Here is a 12,908-nt window from a genome sequence, read left to right as displayed (position 1 = left end):
CTCACAGCCCCAGGCTGCGGGCGATCAGCAGCTGCTGCACCTGGGTGGTTCCCTCGCCGATTTCCAGGATCTTGGAGTCCCGGTAGTGGCGGGCCACCAGGGTTTCATTCATGAAACCGTAGCCGCCGAAAATCTGCGTGGCGTCCCGCGCGTTGTCCATGGCCGCCTCGCTGCCCACCAGCTTGGCGTGCGCCGCTTCCACCTTGAAATCCTTGCCCGCCAGCATCTTGGCCGCCGCCGCATAGTAGGCCAGCCGCGCCAGGTGCACCCGGGTGGCCATGCGGGCCAGCATGAACGAGATCCCCTGGTTCTTCCCGATCGGGGTGCCGAAGGTCGTGCGGGTCTTCGCATAGGCCACCGCCTCGTCCAGGCAGCCCTGGGCTGCTCCCGTGGCCAGGGCGGCGATGGCGATGCGCCCCTCGTCGAGGATCTCCAGGAAGTAGGAATAGCCGCGCCCCTGCTCGCCGAGCAGGTTCTCCTGCGGCACCCGGGCGCCGTCGAAGTGCAGCGCATGGGTGTCGCTGGCCCGCCAGCCGACCTTGTCGTAGGCGGGGGCGACGGTGAACCCCGGGGTTCCCGAAGGAAGGATAATGGCCGAGATCTGCTTATCCCCGGTGGCTTCATCCACCCCGGTCACCGCGGTGACCGTGACCAGGGAGGTGATGTCCGTGCCGGAGTTCGTGATAAATTCCTTGCCTCCGTCGATCACCCATTCTCCGCCGTCGAGCCGGGCGCGGGTCAGCGCGGCCGAGGCGTCGGATCCGGCGCCCGGCTCGGTCAGCCCGAAGCCTGCCAGCTTCTCCCCGGTCGCCAATTCCGGAAGCCACCTCAGCTTCTGCTCCTGGCTGCCGAAACGGAAGATCGGCATGGCGCCCAACGACACCCCGGCTTCCAGGGTGATGGCCACCGACTGGTCGACCTTGCCCAGCTCCTCCAGCGCGAGGGCCAGGTGGAAGTAGTCGCCTCCCGAGCCGCCGTACTCCTCGGAGATCGGCAGCCCGAACAACCCGAGCTCGCCCATTTGCTTCACGATGTCATAGGGGAAGGTCTTGTTGGCGTCGTTGGCCGCGCTTTGCGGGGCCACGACCTGCTGGGCGAAGTCCCGAACGAGGTTGACCAGGTCCTGGTATTGCTCATCGAGTTCCAGATCAAGCATGGTGCTCTCTTTCCGTTGGGGCTCCGCATCCAGTTGCACGGTGTGCCGGCACCGGATGACGGGCCGTGTCGCCCTGAGGCGGGCATTACTTGGCCGCTCAAGCCCAAGGCGAGTATGGTTAATATCTATTAACTGATCGCCGATATTTTTTAGTATCAGCCACATTTTTGACACTAGTGGCAGGCATCACAGTTGTCCATAGTCGGGGTCGGTATTCGCAAGGAGATGATGCCTGTGGCAAGGTACCAGCCACTGCACGAACCAACGGACCGCGAGCGCGCCAAGGCCGAACGCCGCGAGGCGCTGCTGCGCGAGGCAACCAGGCTCTTCGCCCAGCACGGTTACGCAGGGGTGTCGCTGGAGGATCTGGGCGCCGCGTGCGGGATCTCGGGTCCCGCGGTCTACCGCCACTTCGCCGGGAAACAGGCGGTGCTCATCGCGCTGCTCGTGGACATGTCGAAGGACATCTACGAGGGAGGACAGGCGGCGGCCGAGGCCGGCGGCGAGCCAATCGAGGTGCTCTCCCGGCTGGTGGATTTCCACACCGATTTTTCACTCTCGCGCCCCGACATCCTGCAGGTACAGGACCGGGACCTGAAGTCGCTGCCCAAAGCGGAACTGGCGCTCGTGCGCAAGCTGCAGAACTCGTACATCGCCCTGTGGACCGGCCAGCTGGCCAAGCTGCACCCCAAAGATTCGGTGCAGGCCCAGCGGTTCCGCGCCCACGCGGTCTTCGGATTGCTGAACTCCACCGCGCACTCGGCACATAATCCGCGCACCAAAAAATCGGGATTAAAGCCGCTGCTGTCCAATATGGCGCTTGCAGCGCTGACTTCACCGGTAACCTAGTTTTAAGCCCTTGCTCTTTGAAGCCTGCCAACCGGTACGCTTCCCACACGATCGAAAGGCCTTTGCCGTGCAGCTACGTGAGGTCCGCGCTTCCGATTTGGACGCATTCTTCGCTCACCAGCAGGAACCAGAAGCGAATCTGATGGCCGCCTACCAGGCGCGCAACCCTGCGGATCGTGCGGTGTTCGACCACCACTGGAACCAGATCCTCAACGACCCCAAGGTGCTGGTGCGCACCATCGAGCACGACGGCGAAGTCGCCGGCTCGATCCTGGTCTTCGACGGCGAAGCTCCCGAGATCAATTTCTGGACCTCGACCAAGTTCTGGGGCAAGGGCATTACCACCAGCGCGGTGGATGCGTTCCTGGCCGAGTTCAGCAAGCGCCCGCTGATGGCCCACGTGGTGCAGGACAACCTCGGCTCCATCAAGGTCCTGGAGCGCCGCGGCTTCAAGATCGTGGGCACCGAGCAGATCTTCTCCAATGCCCGGGCAGAAGTCGTCACCGAAAACGTCATGCAGCTGGACTAGCAGCGGCAGGCTTTAACGCCTCGAGCCGGTTCCCCTTGCGGGAACCGGCTCGATGCATTTCCGGGGCAAATCGCCGTGCCCGACGGCCGCCGCTACCGGGAGGCGTTCAGCGTCCGCCAGGCCTCGCGGCGCACCGCCTGCTCGTGCGGGTCGGGCACCGGCGCGGCGGCCAGCAGGCGGCGGGTGTAGTCGTGCTGCGGGGCGTGCAGCACGGTCTTGACCTTGCCCTGCTCCACCGCGCGGCCGGACTGCATGACTACCACGTAGTCGGCGAGCATGTCCACCACGGCCAGGTCGTGGCTGACGAAGAGGCAGGCGAAGTTGAAGTCGCGCTGCAGGTCCTGGAGCATTTCCAGCACCACCGCCTGCACCGAGACATCCAGCGCGCTGGTGGGCTCGTCGGCAATGAGCAGTTCCGGGTTCATGGTCAGCGCGCGGGCGATGCACACACGCTGCCGCTGGCCGCCGGAAAGCTCGTGCGGGTAGCGGTTGACCACGCTGCGCGGCAGCTTCACCGCGTCCAGCAGCTCCATGGCGCGCTGGATGCGGCTGGCCTTGGTGCCTTCCTTGTGCACCACCATCGGCTCGGTGATGCATTCGCCGATCGGGAACCTCGGGTTCAGCGAGGCCGCGGGATCCTGGAAGATCACGCCGATCGACTTGCGCACCTTGCGCGCTTCGCGCGGCGAGAGCTTGGGCAGGTTGTGGCCCTTGACCGACAGCGATCCTTCGGCGACCGGAAGCAGGCCGATGACCGCCTTGGCGATGGTCGACTTGCCGGAGCCGGACTCTCCTACGATGCCCAGCACCTCCCCCTTGGCCACGTCGAAGCTCACGCCCTCCACCGCACGGAACGTGGTGCCGCGCATGTCGTATTCCAGCACCAGGTCCTTGGCTTCCAGCACCAGCTCGCGCCCCTTGGAGGCGGTCTGCTCGGCGTGGGCTGCGTTCGCGTCGATCACCACGGGCGAGAGCTTCGGCACCGCCGACAGCAGCCGCTGGGTGTACTCGTGCTTCGGGTGCAGCATCACCTGCTCCACGCTGCCGGTCTCCACCAGGTTGCCCTGGAACATCACCGCCACCTGGTCCGCCATGTCCGCCACGACACCCATGTTGTGGGTGATCAGCAGGATGCCGGTGTTCAGCCGGTCCTTGAGCTCGCGCAGGAGGTCCAGGATCTCGGCCTGCACCGTCACGTCCAGCGCGGTGGTCGGCTCGTCGGCGATGATGACCTTGGGATCGCAGGAGATCGCCATGGCGATCACGATGCGCTGGCGCTGGCCGCCGGAAAACTGGTGCGGGTACTGCTTGATGCGCTTGGCCGGTTCGGGGATGCCGACCAGGGCCAGCAGCTCCACGGCGCGGGCTGTGGCTTCCTTGCCGTAGGCGATGCCGTGCAGTTCCAGCGCCTCGGTCAGCTGGCGTTCGATGGTCAGCACCGGGTTCAGCGCGGTCATCGGCTCCTGGAAGACCATGGCGATGTCGGTGGCGCGCATCTTGCGCATCTTCCCGGCTTCGAGGCCCACCACGTTCACGTTGCCGACCTTGGCCACGCCCGAGACGTTGGCGTTGCCCGGCAGCAGTCCCATGGCGGCGGTGGAAGTCACGGACTTGCCGGACCCGGACTCGCCGACCAGCGCGACCACTTCACCGGGCTTGACGGCCAGCGAGAGTCCCTTGACCGCGTGCACGTCCGGGCCCGCGGTTTCGAAGGTGACCTGCAGGTTGTCGAAGCTCAGCGCGTAGCCCTCGGTGGCGTCATTGGTTGGTGCGGCGTGGCTCATGGCTTCTCCTTGCGGGTTGGCATGGCAAACAGGCCGGCGCGGCGGCGGCGCTTGCCACTGTGGCGTGGGTCGAAGGCATCGCGCAGGCCGTCGCCCAGGAAGTTCACTGACAGGGCGATGGCCACGATGGTCATGCCCGGCCACCAGAACAGCCACGGTCGGGTGGTGAACGCGTTCTGGTACTGGCTGATCAGCAGGCCCAGCGAGGATTCCGGCGGCTGGACACCGAAGCCCAGGAAGGACAACGAGGATTCCAGCAGGATCGCGCCGGCAATCGCGAACGTTGCGTTCACCACGATCACGCCGATGGTGTTCGGCAGCAGGTGCTTGAAAATCACCCGCGAGGTCTTGGAGCCCATGGCCTGGGCGGCGGACACGTATTCGCGCTCGCGCAGCGAAAGGATCTCCCCGCGCACCAGGCGCGCCAGGCCGGTCCAGGTAACCAAGCCAAGGGCCACCGCGAGAAGGATGATGGAGCTCGAGCCGCGCCCGGCAATCTGTCCCAACACTGCGGCCAGCACCAGCAGCGGGATGACGATGAACAGATCGGTGATGCGCATCAGCGCCTCGTCGACCCAGCCGCGGAAGTACCCGGCCAGCGCGCCGATGATAGCGCCGATCACCGTGGCCACCAAGCCGACCACCACGCCGATGATGATGGACTTCTGCGTCCCGTTCATGACCAGGGCGAAGTAGTCCTTGCCGATGGAGTCCTGGCCAAAGGGGTGCTCGCCGATCTGGATGCCCGAGCCACCGAGCCAAGTGGGCAGCAGCGACAAGGTGGGCTTGCCGCCGTTGACCACGGCGCCGGCATCGAGGTAGCTCTGCTTCCACCAGCCGGGAATGGGCCCGTAGCCGATCGAGGTGAAGGCCAGCAGGGTGATCAGCACGAGGATGATCGCGGAGATCATGGCGGGTTTGTGGTGCAGGAACCGTTCCAGGACGATCCGCGACTGGCTCTTGGAAGTCTCGCTCGCGACCGCGAGTTTCGCGTCCTCGACTTCTGCAATGGATGTCAGGTTCTCTGGCATCTTGTTGTTCGTGTTACTCATCGAATGTCCTTAGTTTCCTAGACCCGGATCCGCGGATCGAGAATTGCGTACACAATGTCTGCCAGGAGGTTGAAGAGTACCGCCGCGGTACCGGTGACCAGGAAGAATGCCATGACCGGTGCGGGGTCCACCGCATGCAGGCCGGTGATGAACATATCTCCCATGCCCTTCCAGCCGAACACCGTCTCGGTGACCACCGCGCCGCCGATCAGGCCGGCGAAGTCGAAGGCCGCGATGGTGGCGATCGGGATCAGCGCGTTGCGGAAGGCGTGGCGGAAGATCACGGTGCGTTCGCTCAAGCCCTTGGAGCGCGCGGTGCGGATGTAGTCCTGCTGCTGCACCTCGAGCATCGATGAGCGGGTGTAGCGCGAATAGCTGGCCAGCGAAATGATGGCCAGCACGATGGTTGGCAGCAGCAGCTGGGTGGCGTTGTCCAGGAAGTGGTCCCAGAAGCCGCCGCCAAGGTTCGCGGTGGAGGACCCGATGGTTGCAATGGGCCGCCCCTTCAGATCCAGGAAACCCGGCCACGCACGGAAGATGTGGTCCAGCACGGTCAAGCCGGCTCCGACCAGGCCTACGGTCACCGAGACGCCCATGGCGGACTTGGACAAACGGCCTCCCATGAGCTTGCCGATCAGGCCCGGAATGACCACGGCCAGGATGGCACCGCCCAACAGCAGCCATCCGCTTGGATCAGCCAGCAGCCAGAAGGTCGCGTAATACATTCCCAACACGAGCGCCGCGGTGATCAGTGCCGGGTACAGCACGCGCTTCTCCTTGAGCCCGACGCTCATGGCGGTGGCGGACAGCGCCAGCAGCACGGTCAGCACGATGATGACTGCTGGACCCATTTGCGGGAATCGGTAGAAGTTCAGCCACACGCTGTACTGCAGCAGCAGCGGCACGAAGACGGCGGTGGCCAAAAAGGTGATGCCGCGGCGTTTGAGCGAACCGGCCATCAGCATCTGCAGGACCAGGCCAGCGACCAGGCCGATCAGGATGCTGGTGCCCAGGGATATCTGGGGGTTCTCCAGCCAGTTGTTGTAGCCGATCGCCATGTACTCCTTGAGCAGCACCGCTGCCCAGAACACCGGAAGGGAGAAAAACAGGAACGTCAGGAAGGTGACGAGATAGTCGAGACCCGAGTACTGGCGCACTGCGGTGAGCACGCCAATGGCGATACCCAGGATGGCGGCGATGACGGTTGCCAGCAGCACCAATCTCAGGGTCGATGAGGCGGCGTTGGCCAGTAGATCGGTGACCTGGATGCCGTTGATGTTGCGGCCCAGATCGCAGGACCCCACGAAGCACTTGGAGACACCGGCCAGCCAGGTCAGGTACCGCAGGAACCACGGCTGTTCTAGGTTCATGTATTCGGTGCGCTGCTGCATCAGGTATTCGCGGTTTTCCGCGTTGCTTTCACGCAGATCGCCGAGCGGGTCACCGGAATTAATAACCAGGATATAGAGCAGCAGCGATGCGGCTAACAGCACGCCGGCGGCCGACCCCAGTCTTTTAAGGATGAATTTCAACACGGTACTAACGTCCTCTTTCTTCTCGCCTCGTGGCGCTTCCGCCTCCGCGATGTAGGAGGTGGACACGACGCGGGGCCCGATGATGATCGGGCCCCGCGGGCGCTCACAGCTGGTGTTTGCGTTTGTTCAGGCCGAAGGCCTACTCAGCACGCACCCACTGCTCGGCGTTCCAGACGATGCCGTTCTGGGTTGCCGTGTGGCGGACATTCTGGATGTCGGAGCCCGAAGCGCTCAGACCCGGGTGGGCGAACAGCGGGATGCCGAACAGGTCATCCCACAGCAGCTTCTCGATCTTCTTGGTCTGCTCCGCATGCACCGCTGGATCCAGCGAGGTGGCCAGGGTCTCCCATTCGGCATCGACCTGGGCGTTGGAGTACTTGCCGTAGTTCTGCGGCTTGCCGGTCGCGTAGATGTTCTGGCCCGAGGAGATCTGGCCCGAACCTGCCCAAGCGAACAGTGCTACCTCGTAGTCGCCACGCTCCTGGGTTCCGCCCGGTGCGAAGAACTTCGGGTCGCCTGCATCCACGATCTCGAAGCCGGCCTTATCGCACGAGGACTTGATCTGTGCAACTTCGTTGGTGCGGCGTTCGTTCGGTGCCGAGTAGCCGATACGCACCTTGGTGCCCACCGCGTCCTGATCCTCCAGGATCTTCTTGGCGCCGTCGATGTCGACCTCGTCGTAGCGTCCGTCATAGGCTGCGGCCACGGTGTCCGCGTAGTTCTCCTGGAACGGGAAGACCTCGCGCAGGTTCATCACCTGTGCTCCAGGGTTCAGCGGCTTGATCAGGTTGTCCACGATTTCCTGGCGTGGAACGCACATGGCGAAAGCCTTGCGCAATTCCAAATTGGTCATCGCGTTGCCGTCGACGAAGTTGAAGTCAAGGTGCTCCCAGGTCAAGGTGTCGCCCTGCTGGATGTTGACGGCGCTGCCCAGACCCTTGAGCTGCTCCAGGGTATCGACGGTCGGCTGCGGGCCGATGACGTCGAGGTCCTTGTTCTGCAGCGCCTGGACCATGCCCGAATCGGCAAGGAAGCGGAAGTTCAGTTCCTTGGTCGCCGCCGGGGTGCCGTAGTAGTTCTCGTTGGCGGTCAGCGTGACGGACTCGCCAGCCTTCCACGAACCGAGCTTGTACGGACCGGAAACCGGCATGTCCGCTTCGTCCGGCAGGGTGCCCGGCTTGGTGGTCCAGCCGGTGTTCCAGAACTTGGCGGCCTTCTCCAGCTTCTTGGAGTCGCCATCGCGGACAGCCGCGACGAACTCTTCGGTGCTCAGGCCACCCTTCTTGGCAACTACGTGTGCCGGGTGCAGCATCCAGGTCTGGATCTGCCAGTCCGGATCCGGAGCCTTGAACTCCACGGTGAATTCCTTGCCCGCAGGATCACCCTGGGGGCCCTTCGGGACGGTGTCGCCAAGATCGGTGGAGACCGAGGAGAACAGCGGCTTTTCCTTCGATCCGGTGTTCAGGTTGAGGTTCTGCACGGCCCAAGCCAGCACCGCGTCAGCGGTGGTGATGTCGGTGCCATCGGACCACTTGGCGTTGTCGGCGATGGTGTACTTGATGGTCAGCGGATCATCGCTGATTTTCTCGAAGCTACCCAGATCTTCGTTCGCGTAGATCTTGCCGTCGGTACCGAAGTAGGTGAAGCCGGCGAACATGCGGTCGGTGATGCCGGAGTTGTAGGTGGAGTAGGTCTGCGGAGTGAATCCGTTGTAGCTGATGAATTCAGGGGCGCCGATGGATACCTTGATGGTTCCATCCTTGGTCGTGATGTCGCCCAGGTCCGCTAGGCCGGTGGTGGTCGCCTCAGCGCCGGCGTTGCCCGCGCCTTCGGATTCGCTGGCCGATGGGCTGGTTTCGCTTCCGCCTGGGGCACATGCAGACAGCGCCATTGCCATCGCTGCGCCTACGACGACTGCCTTCGAAACGCGTTGAAACCGCATTTCGCCTCCTTGAGATCTTCGATTGATACGAGTTCTGAAACTTCCGAATCAGTGTGGATCAAGTCACACCTGATCCAATGACCAATAGACTAACTGGAATTTTCGGTCTTGGATATAGAAAGATTCGCTTCAGATAGTCACGAGAAGGCAACGAAAAGTTACCGCGGGATTTCACATGTTACCGGCAAGTTAATGCGAACCAGCTCACACCCGCAAGATTTCAAGGGTTTCTTTCAGATTGGGAAAATTCAACCAGATGCGCAGCCGAGTCGAAGTCACGATTCGAATCCATTTATAACAGTTTGGTAACGCAATGTAGATCTAGTAATAATCTAAAGCAAATCTTGAATATCGACGTTCGCGCACGTCATCAAGCAGCCAGGCAATTCCTGGAATCACAAAAAAGAACGCCGCAACCCGGATCGGTTGCGGCGTTCTTTTCAGCATGCACAGCGTCGGCTAGATCAGGGTTGCCCCCGGGATCGCCGCCAGCAGATTACGCGTGTAGTCGCTCTTCGGCGACTCGAAAATATCGTCGACAGAACCCTGCTCGACGATCTTTCCACGTTCCATCACGCAGACGTTGTCCGCGATCTGGCGTACGACGGCAAGATCGTGGGTGATGAACAGGTAGGTCAGACCCATTTCGCGCTGCAGCTCATCAAGGAGCTCCAGCACTTGGGCCTGAACCAGGACGTCCAGTGCGGAAACCGCCTCGTCGCAGACGATCATTTCCGGCTGCAGGGCCAGGGCACGCGCAATCGCGATGCGCTGGCGCTGGCCGCCGGAGAGCTCGTTCGGGAAACGGTGCATGGTTGCCGCAGGCATCGAAACCTGGTCGAGCAGCTCCTTGACCTTCTTCTGGCGCGAGGCAGAGTTGCCGATACCGTGGATGCGCAATGGCTCCTCGATCGTGCGGTAGATCGAGTACATCGGGTCCAGCGAACCATACGGATCCTGGAAGATCGGCTGCACGCGGCGGCGATACTTGAACAGCTGCTTCTCGCTCAGGTTGCCGATCTGCTGGCCGTCGAAGGTGATCTCGCCGCTGGTCGAGTCCAGCAGGTTCAACACCATCTGCGCGATGGTCGACTTGCCGGAACCCGACTCGCCCACGACAGCAGTCGTGGTGCCCTTCGGAATCTCGAAGGAGACGTCGTCCACCGCGGTGAACTTTTCCTTCTTGCCGAAGCCCTTGCGGATATCGAAGACCTTGGTCAGGTTGCTGACGGTCAACAGCGGCTCGGCCTTGGCCGGGGAGGTCTCTTCAACAGCGGCCTCGTGCTTGTCTCCGCGCACAGCGGAGAGCGAAGGAGCCGAGTTGATCAGGCGCTGCGTGTACGGGTGCTTCGGGTTGCGCAGGATCTCCAGCGCCGGCCCGTACTCGACCACGCGGCCCTTGTACATGACGACGACCTTCTCGGCACGCTCCGCGGCCAGGCCCAGGTCGTGGGTGATCAGCAGCACGGCGGTGCCCAGTTCACTGGTCATGGTGTCCAAATGATCCAGGATCTGCTGCTGCACCGTCACGTCCAGAGCACTGGTCGGCTCGTCCGCGATCAGCAGGCGAGGACGGCAGGCGAGGCCAATGGCGATCAGCGCGCGCTGGCGCATGCCGCCGGAGAACTCGTGCGGGTACTGATTGGCACGGGCTTCCGGGTTGGGCAGGCCTGCGTCGGCCAGCACCTGGGCCACACGCTTCTTGGGGTTGTCCCCAGCCAAGCCGTTGGCCTTCAGGGTTTCCTTGACCTGGAATCCGATCTTCCACACCGGGTTGAGGTTCGACATCGGGTCCTGCGGAACCATGCCGATGTGGTTGCCGCGCAGCTCAACGAATCGCTTTTCGCTGGCGTGGGCAATGTCTTCACCGTCGAACAGGATCTGTCCGGCTGACACGCGGCCGTTGCCGGCCAGCAGGCCGATGGCGGCCAGCGCCGAGGTCGACTTGCCGGATCCGGACTCGCCCACGATGGCCACGGTTTCGCCGGGCATCACGGTGAAGTTGGCGTCGCGCACCGCATGCACCGGTCCGTCAGGAGTGGAGAAGGTGATCGCCAGATCCTTGACTTCAAGCAGCGGCTTAGGAGTTGCGTTCTCGCTCACGGGCTAGGCTCCCTTCCGGGCCTTGGGATCCAGTGCGTCACGCACTGCATCGCCGAGCATGATGAAGCTCAAGACCGTCACCGAAAGGAACAGTGCAGGCCACATCAGCATCATCGGGTTGTTGCGGAGCTGGGTCTGCGCCGAGGCAATATCGTTGCCCCAGCTCATGATCTCCGGGGGCAGACCGACGCCCAGGAAGGACAGGGTTGCCTCGGCCACGATGTACACACCGAGGTTCACGGTCGCGACCACGATGATCGGGGCCAGCGAGTTCGGCAGCACGTGCTTGACCAGCGACTTGAACTTGGACAGACCCAGCGAGCGCGAAGCCTTGACGAAGTCCGCATTGCGCGCTTCGATCACGGCGCCGCGGGTGATGCGGGCCAGCTGCGGCCAACCGAAGATAGCCAGCGTGATAATGACCGTCCAGACACTCTTGTTTTCGCGGAAGGCAGGCAGCTGCATGACGATGATTGCACCGAGGATCAGCGGCAGGGCGAAGAAGATGTCGCCCAGTCGGGCCAAGATGGTATCGATCCAGCCGCCGTAGAAGCCAGCCAATGCACCGATGGTGCCACCGACGATGATCACGATCAAGGTCGTGAAGATGCCGACGAGCAGCGAAGCTCGCGTACCGTAGATGACGCGCGAGTAGATGTCGCAGCCTTGGAGGTTGAAGCCCATGATGTGGCCTTCGCGCCCCGGCTCGTTCGAATTCTCCAACGCGCAGTACGTGGGGTCTTGCGACGTGAACCACTGCGGGAACGCAGCAACAATGATGACCGCGAGAATCAGGATCGCGGAAATGATGAACAAAGGCTGCTTGCGCAGCGAGCGCCAGGCCTCGGCCCACATGGACAGCGGCTTGCCGGTCTCCTTGACGGAGTCGACTGCCTGCAACGGCGTCTCGTCCAGCGGAGCGACGTAGTGCTCAATCTTGTACTTGGAGACCTTGCCTGCACGGCGGTTGAGGGGCAGGCCGGCTTCGGAATTATGGTTCTGGTTCTCAGGCATAACGGATCCTCGGGTCAAGCAGGGCGTACAGCATATCCACGATCAGGTTGGCGAGCACGAAAACGATCACCAGGACACCGACCACGGCGACAACGGTTGGCGTCTCGCCCTTGAGGATTGCCCGATACAAAAGGTTTCCGACGCCGGGGACGTTGAAGATACCTTCGGTCACGATGGCGCCGCCCATGAGCGAGCCGAGGTCGGCACCCAGGAAGGTCACCACGGGAATCAGCGAGTTGCGCAGGATATGCACCCGCACCACGCGATTGCGGCTCAGGCCCTTGGCCGTCGCGGTTCGCACGTAGTCCGCGCTCTTGTTCTCGATTACCGAGGTACGGGTCAGGCGAATAACGTAGGCCAGCGAAACCAAGCCCAGAACCATGGCGGGGAGAATCAGCTCACTCCACGTACCGGCACCGGAAACGGTGGGCTTGGCCCACTCGAGCTTCACACCAATCACGAACTGCAGCACGAAACCGAGCACGAAGGTGGGAACGGCAATAACGATCAGCGAAGCAACCAGGATGGTCGAGTCAAAGAACTTGCCCTTGCGCATACCGGCGATCACGCCGAAGATGATGCCGAAAACGCCCTCGATCAGCAATGCCAAGATCGCCAAACGGGCGGTCACGGGGAAGGCGCGTCCGAGCAGGTCCGCCACTGGCTGGCCAGAGAAGGACATGCCGAGGTCGAAGGTCACCAGGTTCTTCAGATACAGACCGTACTGGATCCAGAATGGCTGGTCGAGATTGTATTGTGCGCGAAGTGCAGCTTCGGTAGCGGGAGTCATCGGCTTGCCGCCGGACAGTGCCGCGATAGGGTCGCCCGGGGTCGCAAAGACCAGGAAGTACACCAGCAACGTGGCGCCGATGAATACCGGAATCAGCTGCGCAATACGCTTGAGGGTAAAACTTAACATGCTTGCATCTCACCTCGAGACACCA

At 62.7% G+C, this 12,908-nt stretch carries 10 protein-coding genes; 2 read left to right on the top strand and 8 right to left on the bottom strand.

Features of this window, described 5'->3' with window-relative positions:
* Position 1 precedes the first annotated feature (1 nt).
* Positions 2-1,156, bottom strand: a complete 1,155-nt coding sequence (locus JQN66_RS05045) for an acyl-CoA dehydrogenase family protein (protein WP_204676894.1) — start codon at positions 1,154-1,156, stop codon at positions 2-4.
* Between the two features lie 228 nt (positions 1,157-1,384).
* Here JQN66_RS05045 and JQN66_RS05040 point away from each other — a divergent pair, with 228 nt between their 5' ends.
* A complete protein-coding gene (locus JQN66_RS05040) occupies positions 1,385-2,005 on the top strand; it encodes a TetR/AcrR family transcriptional regulator (RefSeq protein ID WP_204676893.1) in 621 nt (206 codons plus the stop codon).
* A gap of 67 nt (positions 2,006-2,072) precedes the next feature.
* Positions 2,073-2,534 carry a GNAT family N-acetyltransferase gene (locus JQN66_RS05035; RefSeq protein ID WP_204676892.1) on the top strand — a complete coding sequence of 154 codons (462 nt, stop codon included), beginning with the start codon at positions 2,073-2,075 and terminating at the stop codon, positions 2,532-2,534.
* Between the two features lie 92 nt (positions 2,535-2,626).
* Here the strand turns inward: JQN66_RS05035 and JQN66_RS05030 are convergent, their stop codons facing one another.
* The 7 genes from JQN66_RS05030 to JQN66_RS05000 all read right to left on the bottom strand — a co-directional run bounded on the left by JQN66_RS05030 (position 2,627) and on the right by JQN66_RS05000 (position 12,883).
* Entirely contained in the window at positions 2,627-4,318 is a 1,692-nt protein-coding gene (locus JQN66_RS05030; RefSeq protein WP_204676891.1) for an ABC transporter ATP-binding protein, read from the bottom strand.
* Entirely contained in the window at positions 4,315-5,370 is a 1,056-nt protein-coding gene (locus JQN66_RS05025; protein ID WP_204676890.1) for an ABC transporter permease, read from the bottom strand. Before JQN66_RS05025 ends, JQN66_RS05030 begins: the two co-directional genes overlap by 4 nt.
* Positions 5,371-5,387: 17 nt before the next feature.
* Positions 5,388-6,905: an ABC transporter permease gene (locus tag JQN66_RS05020; RefSeq protein ID WP_204676889.1), complete on the bottom strand. Its 1,518-nt coding sequence runs from the start codon at positions 6,903-6,905 to the stop codon at positions 5,388-5,390.
* A gap of 139 nt (positions 6,906-7,044) precedes the next feature.
* Entirely contained in the window at positions 7,045-8,847 is a 1,803-nt protein-coding gene (locus JQN66_RS05015; RefSeq protein WP_204676888.1) for an ABC transporter family substrate-binding protein, read from the bottom strand.
* 459 nt (positions 8,848-9,306) lie between these two features.
* Positions 9,307-10,950, bottom strand: coding sequence for an ABC transporter ATP-binding protein (locus tag JQN66_RS05010; protein ID WP_204676887.1), 1,644 nt, complete (start codon positions 10,948-10,950; stop codon positions 9,307-9,309).
* Positions 10,951-10,953: 3 nt separating this feature from the next.
* A complete protein-coding gene (locus JQN66_RS05005; protein ID WP_204676886.1) occupies positions 10,954-11,964 on the bottom strand; it encodes an ABC transporter permease in 1,011 nt (336 codons plus the stop codon).
* The gene (locus tag JQN66_RS05000) at positions 11,957-12,883 is read right to left on the bottom strand and encodes an ABC transporter permease (protein WP_204676885.1); all 927 of its coding nucleotides are present in this window, start codon (positions 12,881-12,883) and stop codon (positions 11,957-11,959) included. Before JQN66_RS05000 ends, JQN66_RS05005 begins: the two co-directional genes overlap by 8 nt.
* Between the last annotated feature and the right edge of the window lie 25 nt (positions 12,884-12,908).

The sequence above is a fragment of the Glutamicibacter protophormiae genome (assembly GCF_016894325.1).
Lineage (GTDB): Bacteria > Actinomycetota > Actinomycetes > Actinomycetales > Micrococcaceae > Glutamicibacter > Glutamicibacter protophormiae.
Note: the sequence above shows the minus strand (reverse complement) of the source record. Positions and strands in the feature narration are given on the sequence as shown.

Coding starts and splice junctions, on each gene's coding strand:
- JQN66_RS05045 (WP_204676894.1), bottom strand. CDS start 1,156: ATGCTTGATCTGGAACTCGATGAGCAATACCAGGACCTGGTCAACCTC.
- JQN66_RS05040 (WP_204676893.1), top strand. CDS start 1,385: ATGCCTGTGGCAAGGTACCAGCCACTGCACGAACCAACGGACCGCGAG.
- JQN66_RS05030 (WP_204676891.1), bottom strand. CDS start 4,318: ATGAGCCACGCCGCACCAACCAATGACGCCACCGAGGGCTACGCGCTG.
- JQN66_RS05025 (WP_204676890.1), bottom strand. CDS start 5,370: ATGAGTAACACGAACAACAAGATGCCAGAGAACCTGACATCCATTGCA.
- JQN66_RS05015 (WP_204676888.1), bottom strand. CDS start 8,847: ATGCGGTTTCAACGCGTTTCGAAGGCAGTCGTCGTAGGCGCAGCGATG.
- JQN66_RS05005 (WP_204676886.1), bottom strand. CDS start 11,964: ATGCCTGAGAACCAGAACCATAATTCCGAAGCCGGCCTGCCCCTCAAC.
- JQN66_RS05000 (WP_204676885.1), bottom strand. CDS start 12,883: ATGTTAAGTTTTACCCTCAAGCGTATTGCGCAGCTGATTCCGGTATTC.